Origin of the sequence: Runella sp. (assembly GCF_965279615.1) — a bacterium.
Lineage (GTDB): Bacteria > Bacteroidota > Bacteroidia > Cytophagales > Spirosomataceae > Runella.
Window position 1 is genome coordinate 1,566,493 of the sequence record NZ_OZ257252.1, and the last position, 18,997, is coordinate 1,585,489.

17 protein-coding genes are annotated in these 18,997 nt (G+C 43.2%); 11 read left to right on the forward strand and 6 right to left on the reverse strand.

Annotated features, from left to right (window positions below):
* Nucleotides 1-33: 33 nt before the first annotated feature.
* Genes ACQY73_RS06890 through ACQY73_RS06915 form a run of 6 tightly spaced genes read left to right on the forward strand, consistent with a single transcriptional unit; the run spans nt 34 to nt 7,208 of the window.
* Nucleotides 34-1,701, forward strand: a complete 1,668-nt coding sequence (locus ACQY73_RS06890; RefSeq protein WP_428663297.1) for a hypothetical protein — start codon at nt 34-36, stop codon at nt 1,699-1,701.
* Nucleotides 1,688-2,713: a glycosyltransferase gene (locus ACQY73_RS06895; RefSeq protein ID WP_428663300.1), complete on the forward strand. Its 1,026-nt coding sequence runs from the start codon at nt 1,688-1,690 to the stop codon at nt 2,711-2,713. The genes ACQY73_RS06890 and ACQY73_RS06895 overlap by 14 nt, the downstream gene beginning before the upstream one ends.
* The gene (locus ACQY73_RS06900) at nt 2,703-3,896 is read left to right on the forward strand and encodes a glycosyltransferase family 4 protein (protein WP_428663302.1); all 1,194 of its coding nucleotides are present in this window, start codon (nt 2,703-2,705) and stop codon (nt 3,894-3,896) included. The genes ACQY73_RS06895 and ACQY73_RS06900 overlap by 11 nt, the downstream gene beginning before the upstream one ends.
* A complete protein-coding gene (locus ACQY73_RS06905) occupies nt 3,853-4,986 on the forward strand; it encodes a DUF1972 domain-containing protein (RefSeq protein ID WP_428663304.1) in 1,134 nt (377 codons plus the stop codon). Before ACQY73_RS06900 ends, ACQY73_RS06905 begins: the two co-directional genes overlap by 44 nt.
* Nucleotides 4,955-6,259: an O-antigen ligase family protein gene (locus ACQY73_RS06910; protein ID WP_428663306.1), complete on the forward strand. Its 1,305-nt coding sequence runs from the start codon at nt 4,955-4,957 to the stop codon at nt 6,257-6,259. Before ACQY73_RS06905 ends, ACQY73_RS06910 begins: the two co-directional genes overlap by 32 nt.
* A 28-nt stretch (nt 6,260-6,287) precedes the next feature.
* Nucleotides 6,288-7,208, forward strand: coding sequence for a nucleotidyltransferase domain-containing protein (locus ACQY73_RS06915; RefSeq protein WP_428663308.1), 921 nt, complete (start codon nt 6,288-6,290; stop codon nt 7,206-7,208).
* Nucleotides 7,209-7,210: 2 nt separating this feature from the next.
* On the opposite strand, the gene ACQY73_RS06920 is transcribed toward ACQY73_RS06915, so the two are convergent.
* The 5 genes from ACQY73_RS06920 to ACQY73_RS06940 are packed head-to-tail and all read right to left on the reverse strand — an operon-like array spanning nt 7,211 to nt 12,813.
* A complete protein-coding gene (locus ACQY73_RS06920; protein ID WP_428663311.1) occupies nt 7,211-8,032 on the reverse strand; it encodes a class I SAM-dependent methyltransferase in 822 nt (273 codons plus the stop codon).
* Nucleotides 8,029-9,492 carry a B12-binding domain-containing radical SAM protein gene (locus ACQY73_RS06925; protein ID WP_428663314.1) on the reverse strand — a complete coding sequence of 488 codons (1,464 nt, stop codon included), beginning with the start codon at nt 9,490-9,492 and terminating at the stop codon, nt 8,029-8,031. The genes ACQY73_RS06920 and ACQY73_RS06925 overlap by 4 nt, the downstream gene beginning before the upstream one ends.
* 7 nt (nt 9,493-9,499) lie before the next feature.
* Nucleotides 9,500-10,549, reverse strand: a complete 1,050-nt coding sequence (locus tag ACQY73_RS06930; protein WP_428663317.1) for a radical SAM/SPASM domain-containing protein — start codon at nt 10,547-10,549, stop codon at nt 9,500-9,502.
* A 3-nt stretch (nt 10,550-10,552) separates the two neighbouring features.
* Entirely contained in the window at nt 10,553-11,299 is a 747-nt protein-coding gene (locus tag ACQY73_RS06935; protein ID WP_428663319.1) for a class I SAM-dependent methyltransferase, read from the reverse strand.
* A gap of 11 nt (nt 11,300-11,310) precedes the next feature.
* A complete protein-coding gene (locus tag ACQY73_RS06940; RefSeq protein ID WP_428663322.1) occupies nt 11,311-12,813 on the reverse strand; it encodes a B12-binding domain-containing radical SAM protein in 1,503 nt (500 codons plus the stop codon).
* A gap of 200 nt (nt 12,814-13,013) precedes the next feature.
* Here ACQY73_RS06940 and ACQY73_RS06945 point away from each other — a divergent pair, with 200 nt between their 5' ends.
* The 5 genes from ACQY73_RS06945 to ACQY73_RS06965 are packed head-to-tail and all read left to right on the forward strand — an operon-like array spanning nt 13,014 to nt 17,942.
* Nucleotides 13,014-13,742 (forward strand): class I SAM-dependent methyltransferase, encoded by a 729-nt coding sequence (locus ACQY73_RS06945; RefSeq protein WP_428663324.1) that lies wholly within the window; start codon nt 13,014-13,016, stop codon nt 13,740-13,742.
* Entirely contained in the window at nt 13,729-14,880 is a 1,152-nt protein-coding gene (locus ACQY73_RS06950; RefSeq protein ID WP_428663327.1) for an amidohydrolase family protein, read from the forward strand. The genes ACQY73_RS06945 and ACQY73_RS06950 overlap by 14 nt, the downstream gene beginning before the upstream one ends.
* Before the next feature lies 1 nt (nt 14,881).
* Nucleotides 14,882-15,883: a polysaccharide deacetylase family protein gene (locus tag ACQY73_RS06955; RefSeq protein ID WP_428663330.1), complete on the forward strand. Its 1,002-nt coding sequence runs from the start codon at nt 14,882-14,884 to the stop codon at nt 15,881-15,883.
* Complete coding sequence (locus ACQY73_RS06960; RefSeq protein WP_428663333.1) at nt 15,876-16,820, forward strand: GNAT family N-acetyltransferase; 945 nt, start codon at nt 15,876-15,878, stop codon at nt 16,818-16,820. The genes ACQY73_RS06955 and ACQY73_RS06960 overlap by 8 nt, the downstream gene beginning before the upstream one ends.
* Nucleotides 16,821-16,838: 18 nt before the next feature.
* Nucleotides 16,839-17,942 carry a glycosyltransferase family 4 protein gene (locus ACQY73_RS06965; protein WP_428663336.1) on the forward strand — a complete coding sequence of 368 codons (1,104 nt, stop codon included), beginning with the start codon at nt 16,839-16,841 and terminating at the stop codon, nt 17,940-17,942.
* Here ACQY73_RS06965 and ACQY73_RS06970 read toward each other — a convergent pair.
* Entirely contained in the window at nt 17,918-18,994 is a 1,077-nt protein-coding gene (locus ACQY73_RS06970) for a glycosyltransferase (RefSeq protein ID WP_428663339.1), read from the reverse strand. The genes ACQY73_RS06965 and ACQY73_RS06970 overlap by 25 nt on opposite strands.
* Between the last annotated feature and the right edge of the window lie 3 nt (nt 18,995-18,997).

An 18,997-nucleotide genomic window follows, 5' to 3' on the forward strand; every position in this document is an offset into this window, starting at 1 on the left:
TTTTTGCTCACTCACTGACATAAAAATGACGGAATGATCGGTAACCCTGTAGGTTTGGAAGTAAACAAATGGAGAAGCTACGCAGACTGGAAACTGCTGGTATTTCTGTTATTATTTTTAAATGTAAAGCTTGCCGTAAAAATCCCAACCATTGTTATCCTTTACCTCTGGCAGTTTAATTTCAAATTTGGGTTCAGTGTCAAAAACTCAAGACTACCGCTTTTTTACCTGCTCATTATACCGATCTCATTGGCAGGCCTTTTTATGAGTCAAAACCATCGCAGTCCCAACTATACAGTTGTTTTTTCAACGGGTATTTTCTTTTGGCTGCTTTGTCTACTGGCGATCCATCAGGTTAAATTATCCGTCGAAAAGCATAACAGTGCCATTATTCATCAGACATTAGGACTGTTTTTTGGCATCAATGCAGCAATTTCGGCATGCAATCTACTGATTATCATCGTCGAAACCGGCGAGATCAACCCCTATCTCTATCAGGGAGAATTTCAAAAATACTTCATCAGCACCGGCGACTATATCAAAGGAGTTACGTTTGATACCTCAACAACCAATGCGGTCATCAACGCAATGGGCGTGGTTTATTTCTTAGTCCAAAAAAAGCCGATCCTACTCCTTGTCTGCATGGCAGCGCTGCTGCTTACCGGCAGTAATTTTATTAATCTTTTTCTGCTGTTTCTTCTTTTGTGCCTGTTTCTTTTCAGAAGCAATGGCGACCAAAAAAGCTATATACTGGTGTGCCTGTTGTTTTTGGTTGTGTTCATGGCCAAAGTTTCCCCCCAAAACAACCTTTATGTTGCCGAAACTTTTAAAGAAACCTTTAATAGAGATACTGTTCACCACCGGGCAGTTACAGGGAGTTTGCTTCCGATTTCTCAACGCCCAGATTCTGTATTGAATCCCAACGAACGTAAAATAAAGATCGCTACTTTATACCTTGACAGTTTAAGTAGAATTGCGGCCTTAAAAGAAAAAAAAGAACCGGCGCTCGAAAGTGACAAACCCATCATCAGAACCGAAACGGGCAGCATAACCTTACCACAGGCCGATATACATTCTGCAACGTACCAAAACATCAAAGTGCCATTGGCGGCACAACAGCCATTGATTCGGTTTATTCACCGACATAACGATTCATTGCCTATTTCAAGGCAGGATACCCTGGTTCACCCTTTACCCGGCAAAGCATTGGCGCTTATCCAAACCTTTCGATTTTTTGTTAAAAATCCCGGTAAAATCCTAACGGGCGAAGGAATGGGCAATTTTTCTTCAAAACTGGCTTTCCGAGCCACCGGGCTTGGAATTGCGGGCGGATTTCCCAAGAAGTATACATACATCAATGGCGATTTCATGCAAAATCATCTGGATATCTATCTGGCTTTTTTCAGCAAACGGGCCGATTATCACTCATTGACCAACAGTCCGTTTTCTGTCTACGATCAGTTGCCGGCCGAGTATGGATTGCTTGGTTTGTTCGCTTTCGGCGTATTCTACCTGGGCTTTTTCGCCAAACACTACAAAACACTGACTTATGGTTTACCGCTATTACTGCTCATCATGGCCGTTCTTTTGGTCGATTATTGGTTTGAGCAGCTTTCGGTATTGGTCCTCTTTGAATTGCTGCTGCTTTTGAATATAAAAGAAACCGGCCTTAAAACTTTTGAAGTACATGGGCGTGCGTGAACCGAAAATTACCGTTTTGATGCCGGCTTACAACGCCGGCAAATACATCTATGAAGCCATCCGCTCCGTATTGGATCAGACGTTTACCGATTTCGAACTGTTGGTCGTCAACGATGGCTCAACGGATGATACGCTGTCTGTGATCAATGCATTTAATGATGCCCGGATCATAATTCTGAATCAGGAAAATAAAGGCATTGCCGCTGCCCTCAATCATGGATTAAAACACGCCCGTGCGCCCTATATTGCCCGCTTTGACGCGGATGACATCTGTTATCCCGACCGGCTCGAAGTCCAGTACAATTTTATCCTTGCCCATCCTGATTACGAAATCATCGGCTCTGCCGCTGATTATGTGGATGTTGCCGGAAATTATGTTTTCACCAACCGACCGGTTGCTTTCAGTGATGATGAAATCAACCGACTACATTATAAAATATGCCCCTTTATCCACTCAACCGTATTTTACAGGAAGAAGACCATTACTGATTTTGACGGCTATAATGAGCATGCTTACACCTATGAGGATCATTTTTTATGGGCGCAAATTCCGGACAACGTAAAGGTCTGTAACCTGGATCGGTCGCTCATTAAAGTAAGGCTAAACCCCGAATCCATCACAATAGATGAAAAGTGGCGCACGTATACTTTCCGTAAGATCAAATACCGAACGTTAAAGAATCGCTCTATTTCCGAGCATGACGGTCGTCGCCTTTTAGAGATCGGAAGAAAACAACATTCCTCAGGTATAAAGGAAGGAGCCTATTATGCGTTGCTGGGCAAGAAATACCTATGGAATAATTATCAACCTGCAAAAGCGCGGGAAAATCTCCTGAAAACACTGTCTATCAGCCCTTTTCATATTAAAAATTACTTTCTGCTTTTGCTTTCTTTCTTACCCGAAAAAGGGCTGGTGGGTTTCTATAATGCTTTCAAGATGAAGTATGAGCAAAATCAGGCCGCCTTATCCGACGCCGAAGTAAAAAGAAAGGAGTTTAATTATGGCAACTGAAAGAATCAAACTCTTCGTGGACGCACACTGCTTCGACAAAGAGTTTCAAGGCACTCAAACCTTTCTGCGGGAATTATATACCCAATTATTGGCCGACTATCCGGACGTTGATATTTATTTTGGGGCAAGCAATACAAAGACCATTCGAAGCATTTTTCCCGATTTGCCGGAAGCTAATATTCTTCCTTATAAAAAGAGAAAATTCGGTCTGCTGCGTTTCCTGTTTGATATTCCGTTCTATCTTAAAAAGCATCGGTTTGATTTTGCCCATTTTCAATACATCATTCCTAAAAAGATACCCGGTTGTACCTACATTGTTACGCTGCATGATGTGATATTTAAAGATTTCAAAAAAGATTTTTCATTCATCTACCGGCTGAGTCGAGACATATTGTTTGGGTACAGTATCAGAAATGCCGCCATCAAAACGACGGTATCGGTCTACTCAAAGGAGCGTATCTGTCACCATTACGGAATCTGCCGCACCGATGTTCATGTCATTCCCAACGCGGTCAATCCGGCATTTGTGCATTCTCAGGACACAAAAAAGGAAGCGGCCGGGCTTATTAAACGGAAATTCGGCGTTGAGAATTTTATCCTTTATACGAGCCGGCTGGAACCCCGCAAAAATCAACTTTTGCTGTTGGAAAAGTACCTGAAATTAGGTTTGGATAAACAGGGCATCGCGCTGGTTTTGATCGGACTTGAATCCATCAGAACGCCTGCTCTCACCAAATTGATAAAGCAACTCAGTACCGAGCAAAAGAAATTATTTTTCAGGTTTGAGGAATTGCCCCAATCCGATCTGGTTGCTTTTTACCGGGCCTGCCGGCTTTTTGTTTATCCTTCAAAAGCAGAAGGTTTTGGCATTCCTCCTTTGGAAGCCGGCGTTTGCGGCGCTCCGGTGCTGTGCTCGTCGTCCACGGCCATGCACGACTTTGATTTTTTTAAGCCATATACTTTTGATTCCGCGAATGAACGTGATTTTGAACAAAAATTAGCACATATACTGAATTTTCCGCCCACGAACTCCTTCTCGACCGGGGTTGCTGCGCAGATACAACATCGGTACAATTGGCAAAAAAGCAGCCACCATTTTTACAGTCTACTACGGGCTAACAGCTATAAACAAACGGAATATGAAATTGAGGATAGCCATTTTGGGTACTCGCGGAATCCCTAATCATTATGGCGGGTTTGAGCATGTTTCAGAATATGTTTCGGCCGGTCTGGTAAAAAAAGGGCATTCGGTGACCGTTTATAATTCGCACAATCATCCTTACACAAAAGATTTGTGGAAGGGGGTAGACATTGTCCATTGCCATGACCCTGAGTACCTTATCGGAACAGCAGGGCAGTTTATCTATGACTTTAATTGCCTGATGGATGCCCGCAAAAGAAAATTTGATGTGATATTGTTGATGGGTTACACCAGCAGTTCGATCTGGTGGCAACTGTATCCGGCCAACAGCGTGATCATCAGCAATATGGATGGACTTGAATGGAAACGCTCCAAGTACTCAAAGCCGGTGCAAACGTTTTTGAAATACGCTGAAAAATTGGCCGTAAAACACAGTCACTTTTACATTTCCGATTCCCGCGTTATTAAAACCTATTTGAAAAATACTTACCAAATCGACAGCAGGTACATCCCCTACGGCGCTGATCTTTTCACCGATCAAGAAAGGGAACGCTTTGACAAAAACGGCTCGTTAAAAGAAGATTATTTTCTGATGATGGCGCGCATGGAACCTGAAAACAACATCGAAACCATCTTAGACGGTTTCAGCACAAGTTCGTCGCCGAAAAGATTCAAGGTTTTGGGAAATACCGGCAATAAATTCGGGAAATTCATCCGACAGAAATTCAAAAATGATGAGCGAATAGAATTTAAAGGCGCCAACTTTGATACAACCACGGTACGCTCTTTACAAAATAACTCTTATTTATATTTTCACGGCCACAGCGTTGGCGGCACCAATCCATCGCTGCTTGAGGCTATGGCGAGTGAGGCCCTTATTGCGGCACACGATAATCCATTCAATAAATCGGTACTCAGTGCGGATGCCTTCTATTTTAATAACGCAGCCGAGGTAAAACAGTTGGTGGAAAATGTGCAACGAAAAGATCATGAATGCACGATGGTAAAGAATAATCTGCAAAAAATTCGGTACCAGTTCAACTGGGAAAATATCATAGAAGAATACGAGGAGTTTATATTGGAATGCTATAAAAGTCACAATGATGAAAAAGCTGTTTCTGCCGGACGATAGTGTGGCCAATAAAATAAGTTATTATCATCTCCTATTGTTACTGCTCAGTTTGCCTTTCAATAGCTTTTACAGTCATGTGCTGTTGATAAGCCTGGCTTTACATACAATGATTCATTTTGATAAGAAAAGTGTTAAACCGCTTTTTACTTTATCTAACTTTCTGCTTACAGCTATTTTCTTTTTAACCCTTTTGAGCACTGCTTACACCGAAAACAGGCCGGAAGCTTTTAAGGAATGGGAAAAGCAATTCAGTATACTTTTGATTCCTCTCGTTTTTTGCATCAACGCTTTGGATCTAAAAAAATACAGAGATAATCTGCTCATTCTTTTTGCTTTGGGTTGTACGCTATCCATTTCTTATCTGTTTGCACACGCCTTTTATACCATCCATTACTATCAATTTCCGGTTACAGCCATCTTTTCCTCTGCTTTTATCAACCATAATTTTTCAAGTCCACTGGATCTTCATGCAACCTTTTTCTCCATGCAGGTCGCCGTTGCATTCATTTATTTGGTATCGCTTTTGTTAAGAAAAACTACCCGAGCCCTTACATTCGTTTATGTTTCCTGCTGCTGCCTGCTTGCCGCCGGGCTGGTGCAATTAAGTTCCAAATCTGTTTCATTTGCCATGATTCTCCTCGTTATCGGAGCCGTACCTTATTTTTTACTTAAAGGAAAAAAACGTACCCGGTTTGTCACTGCTTCCGCTTCGCTGCTGACAATAGGAACCATTGGAATCTATCAGTTGGAAAATTTCAGAGAACGCTATATCAATGACCTGCGAAATGATCTGAGCCAAGCCACTGACCACGAGCTTACCGATCCGCGCCTGGCGCGCTGGGAAGTAGCCATCAAATTGGGCTTGGAATCGCCGGTTATCGGTCACGGTGCAGGATCAGAGATCGACCTGTTGAAAGAGCGTTTTTTTGAAAAGAAATTCTACCGTTCATTTTTGTATGAACTCAATGCCCACAATCAGTTTATCAGCTTTTTTATTAAGACGGGCCTTCTCGGAGTATCGGTTTACCTGATGCTGCTGATTTGGGGGTTCAAAGCAGCTTTGATTCGTAATGACCTGATGCTCTGCACATTTATAGTACTCATCACGGTTGTTTCTTTCTCCGAAAACTTTCTGGACGTAGACAAAGGGATCTATTTTTACAGTGTTTTTTTCTCCTTTTTTATGCTGTCAGGACAAAGAAAAAGTATTGGATCAATCCACCGACAGACCATTCGCGGACATACATCCCTACCTGCTCCCGCTGAGTCATAGAAGTCAAAATCATTAAAACAAAGAGAAATTGTCGAAGATCGAACAAAATATTTTAGCGGCGCTGGCCTATTTTGATATGTGGGATTATCCTCTGACATATCATGAGATCTTTTTATTTCTTGAAAACAAATGTGCTGAAAATGATTTCAGCGTGGCCTTAAACAGCCTGATCACCGATAAACTCATCTTCCAACTCGATAAATTTTATTCATTAAAAAATGATGCTTCTCTCGCCGAAAGGCGCATTAACGGAAATAAAAACGCGCAGGTATTGATTCGTAAAGCAGAAAAAGTAGCACGATTGCTGATCAAATTTCCTTATGTACGCGGAGTGGGCATTTCGGGGTCGTTGTCCAAAAACTTCGCGGATGAACACTCTGATATTGACCTGTTTATCATCACCGAGAAAAACCGGCTCTGGATTGCCCGAACGCTGATGCACTTTTTTAAAAAGCTAACGTTTTTGGTGGGCAGGCAGCATTACTTCTGCATGAATTATTACGTAGATGAACTGGAACTGGAAATTGCCGAAAAGAACATTTATACTGCCATAGAAATTGCCACCATCCTTCCCATGCAGGGAAAATCATTTTTTGAAGATTTCTACAAAGCCAACGCCTGGACGAGGGATTTTCTTCCCAACAAAATCATGTGCCCGTCATCTATAGATACCGCAGAAAATTACTTCTTTAAACGGTGGGCGGAAAAGCTCTTCAACCACCGAGCAATAAATCGTTTGGATGATTTCTTAATGAAGATCACCGCTCAACGTTGGCAGCAAAAAACGCTGATGAAAAAGCTGAATTTGCGCGGAACGGTCATGAGTATGGCTGCCGGCAAACACTGCGCAAAACCCGACCCTGCAAGTTTTCAGCATATATTAGTTGAGAAATACCAACGCAAGCTTGCGTTGCTGCTGCATGAATACGATGACAAACCGGCTCAATAGCGTTACTTTTTTCGAAGAGAAATGATGTAATAATCGCCGATGTATTTCCACGGCCAACGGCTTTTCAAGCGTTCTTCCCACCGTACTGAATAACCATAAAGGATGGGATGTTTTTGCGCAAAACCTTCCATGTACGATGGCGGTACAATGGTGCATAAACCTTCCATGTTTAACACTTCAAAATCGGCTTTTAAATGCTTTCTGATAAAAGAAGGATCATAATACCAACACTTGAAATATTCGCCTTCGACGTGGGCGGTGCGGCCGTTTCGGCTGAAAAAACGACGAAAAGCTGTTTTGAATTTCCCTTTAAAAAGAAGCATGGTTTCCCAAAGGCAAAATTTGGGCAGGATCACCAAGGTCACCATCCCGCCCGGATTTAGTAGATAAGAAAAGGAAGCCAACACTTTATCAAGTTCATCGGTGCAGTTCAAACCCGCAAAATTTGAAAAAATAAGGTCATAAGGACCTTTATTTTGCAGTTGATCGAGTTGCGTAAACGAACACTGTTCGTTGCTGATCCGGTGCTGTAAATGCCGTTCTGTTACCTTCTGTTCCAATTGTTGCTGCATTCCCAACGAAATATCGGTCGCGTGAATGTTAAAACCCTGATCTGCAAAGAATATCGCATCTTCACCGGTTCCGCTGTTGAGTTCAAGAATTGCGCTGCCGGCTTTAAGATACCTCAAAATATGCGTTCTTACCCTTTGGCGTTTGTAATTAATAATGGTATCGGCGGCATACAATGCATCAAAAACACCCGACTGGTTGCTGAAAGCGGCTTGGGCCAATTGCTCGTTTTGCGGGACCACTCTTTCCATCATACTGTTTTCTCAAATCTGTTAAGTCTGACTTTTTCTACATACGTCAGCGGAGCGTAGTAAAAAAAGGAAAGTGCTTTTTTCATGTTGCTTTCCGACGCCATTGCCGGGTGTTTCAACAAATAGCGGAGGCTGTTTTTGGCCAGGTGCTTCCTGTAATTTTTATGCACGTACCGGTGCAGTTGCTTGTAGTAAAATGCCGGATAGGTATTGGTAAACAATAACGCCATTTCATCGGAGTCGGTCCAATTGGTTTTTGATTTCAATTCCGCTTTTACTTTTTCATAAAACACAGTTCCCGGAAGCGGATACGATACAGATATGCCGATCTCGAAAGGCAAAAGTTCATTGATCATGTCAATGGTCAGTTTGATATCCTCTTTTGTTTCGCCCGGATAACCGAATTGGATAAAGAACGAAGGCTTGATCCCGTGCTTTTTCATTAAGCGGGCAGCCACACGTATCTGATCAATGGTAATGCCTTTGTCCATTGCATCCAGGATTTTTTGAGAGCCGCTTTCGGCACCGATCCACGCATTATCACACCCGGATTCGGCCAACGCTGCCACCAATTCTTCGTCGATCAGCAAATCAGCCCTTGATTGTATCTTATAGCGAATCGTGATTTTCTCCTGTGTTATCAGCCGCGCAAATTCCGCTACCCAACCCGGCTTTAAGCCAAAAATATCATCACAAAACCAGATATGTTCTATGGCATATTTTTCTTTGAGCAACTTTATTTCATTGACCACGTGCTGTGGACTGCGTGAATTATAACGATTACCATAAATGGGTTTGGCGCACCAGTTGCATTTGAAAGGGCATCCTCTTGTAGTACCCATGTTGATGGAGAAATAGCCGGCGTGTTTAAGCCAAGTCTCTTTATAGCTGTCCATATCAACCAGATCCCAAGCGGGCAAAGGCAATGAGTCCAACTCTTTCAACACCGGGCGAGAAGGCGTTTTTATGATCTCAGTGCCATCTGTAAAAGCAATTCCTTTGATCAATGAAAAATTTTTACCGCCGTTTCCAATACAATCCACTAACTCCAAAAGCGTATGTTCTGCCTCTCCAAGCAGCACAAAATCAACCCCTTCGGACAAGTAGTCGGCATAACGGTCGGTGGAGTCTGAACTTGAAACAATGACCGTGCAGCCCTTTTCCTTTGCCAATTTACCCATTTTAAATGCCGCTTCACGCATATTGGTGAGGCACATCTTTGTGAGATAATTGAATCCATCATCATAAATGACGAAAAAATCCGGGCGGTGCTTTTCGATTGCCGTTGTTACTTCTTCAGGATCACTGACAAACATGGTATCAAACAATCCAACATCATAGCCCCGTTGCCGCATAAGCGCCGCCGCATACAAGGTTCCGAGGGGTGGATATGGCTGTCCGAGCGACCATTGCTTTGGATCGAATCGCAGAAAATAAGAATGGGAAAATAAAACAGTATTCATTCTTTTTTTAATTCAACTTGGCAAACGGTGATAAATTCAGCGAGCAAACACATTTTACGCAGGTAGCATTTGTACTTACATTCAGCGTTTTACGAAAGTCAACGGCAGCTTTATTGTTCAATATTTCCTCCAATGACTGCTCACGGATCGTCCCGATGGCCTCGTGAAAAAAGCAGGGCCTCACGCTGCCATCTGCCTCAATGACGGTTGAAACCCAAGGCGCATTGCATTTTTTAAACGGGAAATCGTTGTAGCCGTAAAATGCTGCATAATACCGGTAAATGTCCTGAATCTTGGTCGGCGATTCAGCAATAAATCGGTCGGCAAAATCGCTTCTGTATTGTACAGGCAATTGATTTATTACTTCCTGAAACAAAGGCAATTGGCTTTCTTCGGGCAGTATTTCGTGCTGTTTTGGCTCTGACCACGCGGTGGGGCGGTTAAATGCCTGACTGCTTACATCGGCCGGCAAAAAACTCATTTGGTTTAACCCCATTTGTTTTCCCGCTTCAATGATGGCCGGCCAATTTTGAAAATTAAGTCGGTGGATGACCGTCCGGGAAGTAATCCTGTACTCAGGAGCGAGTTCCCTGATATGCTCTACTCCCTCTTTTAGTTTTCTAAATGCCCCCGGAATATCCCGGATCAGGTCATGCACTTTTTCGTCACCGTCTAATGAAACGATCAGATCATCCACCCATTTCAACAGTTCAACCGCGTGTTTTTTGATGGACAAACCCGTCGAAAGCAGCGTTATTTTGATATTTTGCTCTTTTAAAATACGGCACAAAGTGAAAAAATGAACGTTCAATAACGCCTCGCCTCCCGACATAACAATCTGTTGGGTTCCGAATTTTTTCAGTGAATTCAGCAATGCCTCAACATCCTTCACAGTCAGTTGTTTCAGGTTTTTGTTATCCTTCCATATATCACACATCACACAGCGGCAGTTACAGGCACTGTGCGGCATAAGAATCACAATCGGCAAAACCGAGATTCGGTCAGTGTGCAGCGTTCGATAGCGCTGAAGGGTATGAAATAAACCTTGTCCGATCATAGTTTATGATTTACGGATGCATATCCAATAAAAAGGACTCATCTTCAACAGGCTGTTCAGCAGGTTGTTGGGGTCAAATAAAACGGTATAACTGAACTCTTTTATTTCTTTCAATGTGTGATGAAAATAATAGGCGGCAAGCTGCGGATAGCCAAGTTCGGTGAAATAATCCTTTGTACGTTTTGCCGCATCATTGACAGAGGCCGGTTCGTAAAAATGAGTGTCCATGATGTGAATTTCTCCCTCATCGTTCAGGCATTCCATCGCTTTTTGCAGTATCTCTTTTGCCGAAGAAAAATATTGGAGCGAAGCCGCAAACAGAATCACATCAAACGCATTTCCCCGAAAATGTTCAGGTTCAAAAACAGCGTTAACAAAACGCAGATTTTCCATGTTAAAGACGCTCTCAGCCTGCTCAATTTCGACCCGGTTTATATCCAATCCCGTTACCTGCGTATCTTTCAAAAGAGCAAGTTTTGCCGCAAGCCATCCATTGCCGCAACCGATTTCCAGTATTTTTAAAGGCCTGTTTTTTCGGGACAAATAAGCGGTCAATTTCTCACAGGAGCGTTTCCTTATCTTCCATTCCCGGTAATGAACATGAGAAGCTTCAATATCAGGCAGTTGCCTCAACTGTTTGTCCGAATAGATACGCTGCTCCTTTTGCCTTACGGCTACATACAACGCTTCGAAATCCTGCGTTGAGGATTTCGTTGGCAAATGAGCATCGTTATTAAGGAGACTTTTCATTTCATAAAGTATCAAAAGCCCTGTACTTCCGGTTGCCGGTAGCGCCACACTTTTTGCAACAATTTGATCTCATAAGGATAGTGATACAGGTTAATTTTATATCGAATACCTGCCACCAGTTTGATCGCCTTCCGCTTCAGGGAATTCAGCCGAATATCTGTCACTGTGGGATACACTCCGTTCAATACCGTTTCAAAGTTTCTGATCTTATCGATCATCTCAGGAGTGAGCCAAGGGGTCAGCGGATTTTTGCGCAGGTCAAAACTCTCCCACGCCGGACTGATCCAATCTTCCAACGTTTCCGGAAACTTAAAGCCGCTCGCCAATACCTGTTTATACAATTCCGAGCCTTCGGTAGGCACCGGGCTATAGGTGTAAATCACGATCTCCGTTTTCGGATTTACGTCTTTTACTTTTTTAATAAAATCGATCTCAAAATCTATTTGTGACTGTACCTGTTTTTGGGTCGGAGCCGGTGTGCCCAACACAAATGAATATTCCGGAATGATGTCAAATTTCTTCAATCTTTCCGCAAATCGGATGATCTGCTCGCCGGTTTGCGTGCCGCCTTTATCCAACTGTTCCAATATGGCGTTATTGCCGCTTTCTGCCCCGAAAAATATGATCTTACAACCCGATTCGCGAATAGCCGCCAACGAAGAATCCTTGAATTTTGCCATCGTATCAATCCTTGCCATCCCCCACCAGGTCATGTTTTCGGGCTTTATCAACTTTGCGAATTCAACGGCTCGTTTTTCCGAGACAAAAAAGTTATTATCGTGAAACTCAATGGCATCCGCTCCCCATTTATCCTTGATGTATTTTACATCGTTGTACACATTTTGCGCCGATTTTGCTTTCCAACGCGCTTCATAAATGGGAACCACGGCACAAAATGAGCAGGTAAAAGGGCAACCTATACTGGAATGGTACGCCAGTGTTTTTTCGCCCAAATAGGTTTTGCCGAGGTATTTGGGAATCGCATAAAAGTCCGCAAGTTTATCGTACGGCAAAGGCGGTAACGAATCTTGGTCGATGAGGTCTTGCTTGGCGGTTTTTACTATCTTTCCCGTGGCCGTTTTATAGATAAGGTTTTTTATGTTTTCAAAGGAACGGCCGGTTTCCAAAGCATCAATTAACTGCGGAAAAGCGTGATCACCGGGGCCATTGATGATAAAGTCTACATACCCCGAATCAAGCACCGCATTGGGCTGATTGGATGGGAAATAGCCCCCCCAGATCATTTTTGTAGTCGGAAATTTTCTCTTGAGCGCCTTGGCTACTCCAATGGCCTGCCTTAATTGCGGACCCGGCATCACCGTAAAACCCAAGTACCTGAACTCACCGGTCAGCAAATAACCTTCAATCTTGGCTTGAGGGTCCGCTTCGCAATTTCCATCCACGATCACCCAGTCATATTTGCCGTCAACGGAAGCGGCAATGTTCAGAATAGAATTAGGTATTCGGTATTTATTGACCGCACTTTTGGGATTGAATAACAGTATTTTGTTCATGTCTTAGGGTTCGATTCACAAAATGGTGAAACATGCATCCAACCATACAGTATGAATACGTAGCGCCGGTAGCCGGGGTTGCCTGCCGTGATAAATAAAAAATTGCCCGGCAACCTTTATCGGTTTATATCCGTATACACTCTCAAACCCGATTGTTCATTTATTGGTCGCTACGCATGCTCCACCGTTTTAAAAACTATTTGAAAAACCGTTTTTCCCCGGCATTCATCCCGGAAACCGCCGTTGTGGAAGCGTATGATATTTGGTCAGAAGCGTACGACCGGCAGCCGGGCAATCTTATGTTGGATCTGGATGAACGTCTGTTTTCCGGGCTGCTGCAAAACGTCGAACTAAAAGATAAACAACTGGCCGATATTGGCTGCGGCACCGGCCGGCATTGGGCTAAACTAATGAGCCAAAAGCCATCCGGCATAACGGGATATGATGTATCAGAGGGAATGCTCAGCCGTTTGAAAGATAAATTTCCCGACGCCAAAATATACCTCATCACCGATGATCTGTTTTTGGATACGCCTGACAAAAGCTACGATCTGATCATTTCAACCCTTACCGTAGCCCATATTCAACACATCGAAGCGGCTTTACGGGCTTGGTGTCGAATCCTCAAGCCCAACGGAGAGATCATCATCACTGACTTCCATCCCGGCACTTTAGCTCAGGGCGGACAACGCACCTTCAAACATCAAAATGGCTATATCGCAGTGCGAAATTATGTGCATTCCGTCGATAAAGTGAAAGAAATCTTTTTAAAAAACAACTTCTATCCCATTGTCTATGAAGAAATTACGATTGACAACTCCTTAAAACACTATTACGAAGAGCAACATGCGCTGCACGTGTATGAAAAGTACCAAGGTTTTCCCATTATATACGGCTTACACTTGAAAAGAAAAGATGATACTGCATAACGTTTGCCTTGCTGATACCGGAAACACGTCAAGTATCCAAACTAAGGCAGATAAAATTGTGCAGGTGGCCGACACTATTCATGGCGATACGAAAGAATTGATGCTTACCTTTTCAGATGCGCTGATTTTTCCGGGCCTTATCAATTCGCACGACCATCTTGATTTCAATCTCTTTCCTGCATTAGGTAATAGAAAGTACGAAAGTTATACCGAATGGGGAAATCATATCCATCAAACATACGCGAACGAGATCGCAGCAGTACTTAACATTCCGACTTCGTTGCGGGAGCGTTGGGGCGTTTATAAAAATTTGCTGTGCGGCGTTACGACCGTTGTGAATCATGGCGAAAAAACGAGGCATAACGCCGAGCTTATTACTGTATTGGAACAGGCTCAGAGTTTGCATTCAGTCCGTTTTGAAAAAAAATGGAAGCAGAAACTCAATAACCCGTTCAAAAGAAAGCTGCCGGTGGTGATGCATGTGGGCGAAGGAATTACAGAAGCGGTGTTTGAAGAAATAGATGAATTTATTCGTTGGAACATTTTGAAAAGAAAACTTATCGGCGTCCACGGAGTTAGCATGGATGCGCGACAATCGGCTCATTTTCAAGCCTTAGTGTGGTGCCCGGAATCAAATTTTTTCCTTCTGAATGCCACAGCATCTATGTCGGAACTAAAAAAAAATACTACGATTCTATTTGGAAGTGATTCTACGCTGACGGGACATTGGGATATTTGGGAGCATCTTCGTTTGGCAAGAAAAACAAAGCTGCTGACCGACTTTGAATTGTATCATTCATTGAACGAAAAGCCTGCCGCCATTTGGCAGTTAAACAGCGGTAAAATAGCGACGGGTTTTGATGCCGATTTGGTGGTGACCTCAAAAAGCGGTACCACGACAGGTTACGACGCTTTTTACAACGTACGTCCAAAAGATATTCTGTTGGTTACGCACAAAGGGCATATTCGGCTTTTTGATGAAAGCCTTTATGAGCAGCTTTCAGGTATACCGTTGCGGGAGTTCACTAAGATCGGTATTGGAAAAAGTACAAAATTTATAGCAGGTGATGTGAGAGGTCTGTTGAATGAGATCAGACGGTATAAGTCGGATGTGCAGTTCCCTATAACGATACGCTGACATGAACATTCTGAAAAAGATAGCCTTAAAACAAAAGCAACTGCCTTATTCCCGGTGGGATCTACTCCATTTTTTGGGGCTTGACCAACGGCGGTATCAAACGGCTCGCGGAAGTAGGATACTCGTTTATCATGGTGTTTGTCACGAAGACCCGTTCCGTTTTAATACGCTGTTTATCACAGAAAAACGCTTTGAAGCGCATTTGACCTATTACAAAAAGTATTTCAATCTGATTTCGCTGGAAGACTTTTACGCACAGCGTTTCAGTAGCGAAAAATTTAACGTCTGCCTTACTTTCGATGACGGTTTTGCCAACAATTACCGGTACGTTCTGCCGTTACTGGAAAAATATCAAATTCCGGCTACCTTCTTCATAACGGCCATTACAGAGGCCGGTTACGATATTTTATGGAATGATCTCTTAACCATCGCCTCAAAATACGGCCCCGACGTATTCACTTTTAACACTGCCGATTATCGTAAAAATCGCTATAATAAATATGTCACTTCAGACGGCATCGCATTAGCGGAGCAACTGCGCTTGACAGGGTTTGGTGAAAAAGCCGCGCTTATAAAGCATTTGAATTCTTTGGTTGATTTCAAAAACAATGACCGGGACAAAGACTATTGGGTACAAATGGACACGCAACAGATTCGAGCACTTTCAGCTTCATCGCATGTTACGATCGGTTCTCATGGGTATTATCACAATGACCTTTCGCAAATCTCCCCGGAAGATATGCTTTCAGAAATGACACTATCAAAACAGTTTCTTGAAAAAGTTACGGGCAAAGAAGTCACGAGCATTGCTTTTCCTTACGGGGCTTATACCGAAAAAACCCTTGAAATGGCCAAAGCCGCAGGATATAGTCAACTCTTATGCACCGATTTCAATCATCCGACTGACCACGATGCTGTTTTCCTGAGAGAGCGATTAACCATTAACCCATATATCTCTGCCGCCAGCCAATTGCATGCAACTATCAAAGGCCGTTATGAATAATAATGCCATCTTTCACGGAGAGTACCGCATAGAACGGCTGACCATTGAGCGGCTAAAGGATGTTCGTCGTCTGCACTACGTTTTGTATGGTAAAAAAGTATCCGATCGCTTTTGGAGGCGCAAATATGACACTGCTTACACGGAGCACATATACATAGGTTTTCTTGCGTATAATCAAGCCAATGAACCGGTGGGCCATTACAGCGTACTTCCCTGCTTTTTGCAATATAACGGACAACCTGTTTTGGCTGCGCAATCCGTTGATACCATGACTCACCCGGAGCATCAAAAAAAGGGTTTGTTTTTCACGTTGGCTACGCTCACATTTGAACTTTGTATTGAGGAAGGAATCCGTTTGGTATTTGGTTTTCCCAATCAAAATTCCCTGCCCGGTTTTGTAAAGCTTGGTTGGATAAAGGCAGGTCAATTAGAACGCTTTACGATTCCTGTTACAACTTTCCCGTTGGAACGAATAGTAAATAAAGCCCTTGTTATGAGGAAGATATACAACATTTACACCAACCTGATGCTGAAAAAGTACCGATTACCGAAAGCGTTCAATCTCCCGATCTCAGAAAACTATAACGGAGTATTAAGAGATACTTACTATTTCCGGTATAAAACATACAGCAACACGTACACTATTTCTGTTGGCAATGCTTTCATTTGGTGTAAGATTCATAACGGGTTTGTCATCGGTGACATGACCGGTTTTGAGCCGGATTTTGATCAGATACTTGTGCCGTTAAAAAAACTTTCCGCAAAATTGGGATTGAGGCAATTGCATTTTCAGGTCAGCAAACAAACAACACTATACGCGCTGCTCAAAAAATACAGCGAGTCGATGCCATCCTTTCAGATAATGATAAAAGATCTTGGATCGGGCATAGCACCCGGCGAGCTTGCTTTTGTATTTGCCGATATTGACATTTTCTGATCTTTAAATCTGCCTGCCATGAAATTTGTTTTTGTCGGCTACGAGTATTCCGGGGAGTTCAGTGACCCACAGGCGTGGTTGGTCCGCATCAATGCTTACACCGGGATTTTGGAAGCATTGGGCAAAGAAAATGAGGTCATCAGTATTGAGCAGATTGCGCATGAAGGTGCTGTTTTTCAGAACGATGTACATTATCATTTCAAACGTTTTTCTAAAAACGCATTGCGTTTTTTCCCCCGAAGCCTGCATCGTTACATTCAAAAATTAAACCCCGACGTAGTATTCATTCAAGGATTTCACCGCCCTTTACCGGTCATTCAGCTACGTTTATTGTTGGGAAATTCCGTAAAGATCATTGTCCAAAACCATGCGGAAAAACCATTTACAGGAATAAGGAAACTGTTGCAGCAGTTAGCTGACCGTTGTGTTAATGCCTATTTATTTGCTTCCAAAGCAATGGGGCAACAATGGGTGACCGCCGGAAATCTGGGATCTGCCGAAAAAATACACGAAATAATGGAGGTTTCCTCCGTCTTTTATCCGATTGACCGTTTTGAGGCCAAAGCACATACGGGCGTCTCGGGAGAGCAGGTGTTTTTGTGGGTAGGCCGACTCAATCAAAATAAAGATCCGCTTACGGTGGTACGGGCATTTTTAAAATACGCTCATACTGCCCCGGAAGCTCGACTTTACATGGTTTATCATACCGACGAATTATTGCTTCACCTAAAGGCACTTATTGATTCCGAACCAAACGTTGGTCACCAAATAACCTTGATAGGAAAAGTGCCGCACGCAGCGTTGTTGTATTGGTTCAACAGCGCCGATTTTATCCTCTCCGGCTCGCATTACGAAGGCAGCGGCACATCGGTATGTGAAGCGATGTCGTGCGGGTGTATACCTTTGGTAACGGATATTCTCTCCTTTCGCATGATTACCAACAACGGCAAATGCGGAATGCTTTATCAGGCCGGCAACGAAGAAGCATTGGTTGATGTCCTTATGCAAACACAACACATGAATTTGGCAACCAAGCGCCAATCAGCGCTGAACTATTTCCGGGAAAATCTTTCTTTTCAAGCCATCGCCCGACAAATTCAATCGATTGCTTCTTCGCTGTAGTTAAAAAGCTTCATCATCTTTTTTGCATTATCGGCGATGGGATAAGGTAAAACGGCTTCGTGATTCAGCTTTGGATCGCTCAGAAGTGCTTTGACCGCCCGGCTCATTTCTTCTATGCTGCCAACGGTGTGCCAGTTTGGAATAGTTGCGTCCATTGGTTTCACAAAACTGACCACGTGCGCCCCGCCATAAAGTGCTTCCAAACAAACCGCCCCAAAACCTTCGTATGCTGACGTGTGAAGAAATACTTTTGAGCGTTGCATGAGCGCCAACACCTGTTGATGAGGAAGTTCGCCTTTCAGCTCAACGCTATTTTCCAAAGCCAAAGAGTTAATCAATGCGACAAGCTTTTGCCTTTCAGGGCCATCCCCGCAAATGAAGGTGTTCATATCCGGAAACGCTGACCTCAATGAGTCGATGACCTCAATAAAAACAGGATACTGCTTCAATGGAATCAGAGAACCGGCACCTAAAACGTCTATATTTCTTTCCATTTCTATCGGTTTAAATAAAGAGGGATTGATACCGACAGTGATGACGTTTGCCGGAGTGATGGCATAATTCTTCTTGAATTCTCTGACTATAAAATCGGATAAGGCGATCAATTCATTGCCGGTTGGATGTGTCCATTTTACATATTTATTTCCGGCTTTGGCATCTTGTCCCAAGAGCCAACAGTAATGCCTTAATTTTTTCAGTTTTGCGAAATAACTCGCCACAAAAGCGCACTCTCCAAGCCAAAAACTCAAAAGGCCGATCACTTCATATTCACGGTGCAATTTCAGCAGGCTGCGCCACACACGCATCCAAGTCATTAACCGAAATAATTTACCTCTGCTTTTGCCGCCAAAAGCAATAACCCGAACACCAAACCACTGATATTCAGCCGTAAAAAAGGGATATTGAAATGTTAGAACTACAACCGTAAGAAGTGGATATGTCTCCTTTAAGGCTTTGACAAACTGCTGTTGCGGCGGAATACAGGTACTGTCTTCCTCATCTTTTGGAAAACCGGGACTTAAAATTAAAAGGGTCTTGCGCCTTGGCCTCATGTT

Coding starts and splice junctions, on each gene's coding strand:
- ACQY73_RS06890 (WP_428663297.1), top strand. CDS start 34: ATGATCGGTAACCCTGTAGGTTTGGAAGTAAACAAATGGAGAAGCTAC.
- ACQY73_RS06895 (WP_428663300.1), top strand. CDS start 1,688: ATGGGCGTGCGTGAACCGAAAATTACCGTTTTGATGCCGGCTTACAAC.
- ACQY73_RS06900 (WP_428663302.1), top strand. CDS start 2,703: ATGGCAACTGAAAGAATCAAACTCTTCGTGGACGCACACTGCTTCGAC.
- ACQY73_RS06905 (WP_428663304.1), top strand. CDS start 3,853: ATGAAATTGAGGATAGCCATTTTGGGTACTCGCGGAATCCCTAATCAT.
- ACQY73_RS06910 (WP_428663306.1), top strand. CDS start 4,955: ATGATGAAAAAGCTGTTTCTGCCGGACGATAGTGTGGCCAATAAAATA.
- ACQY73_RS06920 (WP_428663311.1), bottom strand. CDS start 8,032: ATGATGGAAAGAGTGGTCCCGCAAAACGAGCAATTGGCCCAAGCCGCT.
- ACQY73_RS06925 (WP_428663314.1), bottom strand. CDS start 9,492: ATGAATACTGTTTTATTTTCCCATTCTTATTTTCTGCGATTCGATCCA.
- ACQY73_RS06930 (WP_428663317.1), bottom strand. CDS start 10,549: ATGATCGGACAAGGTTTATTTCATACCCTTCAGCGCTATCGAACGCTG.
- ACQY73_RS06935 (WP_428663319.1), bottom strand. CDS start 11,299: ATGAAAAGTCTCCTTAATAACGATGCTCATTTGCCAACGAAATCCTCA.
- ACQY73_RS06940 (WP_428663322.1), bottom strand. CDS start 12,813: ATGAACAAAATACTGTTATTCAATCCCAAAAGTGCGGTCAATAAATAC.
- ACQY73_RS06950 (WP_428663327.1), top strand. CDS start 13,729: ATGATACTGCATAACGTTTGCCTTGCTGATACCGGAAACACGTCAAGT.
- ACQY73_RS06955 (WP_428663330.1), top strand. CDS start 14,882: ATGAACATTCTGAAAAAGATAGCCTTAAAACAAAAGCAACTGCCTTAT.
- ACQY73_RS06960 (WP_428663333.1), top strand. CDS start 15,876: ATGAATAATAATGCCATCTTTCACGGAGAGTACCGCATAGAACGGCTG.
- ACQY73_RS06965 (WP_428663336.1), top strand. CDS start 16,839: ATGAAATTTGTTTTTGTCGGCTACGAGTATTCCGGGGAGTTCAGTGAC.
- ACQY73_RS06970 (WP_428663339.1), bottom strand. CDS start 18,994: ATGAGGCCAAGGCGCAAGACCCTTTTAATTTTAAGTCCCGGTTTTCCA.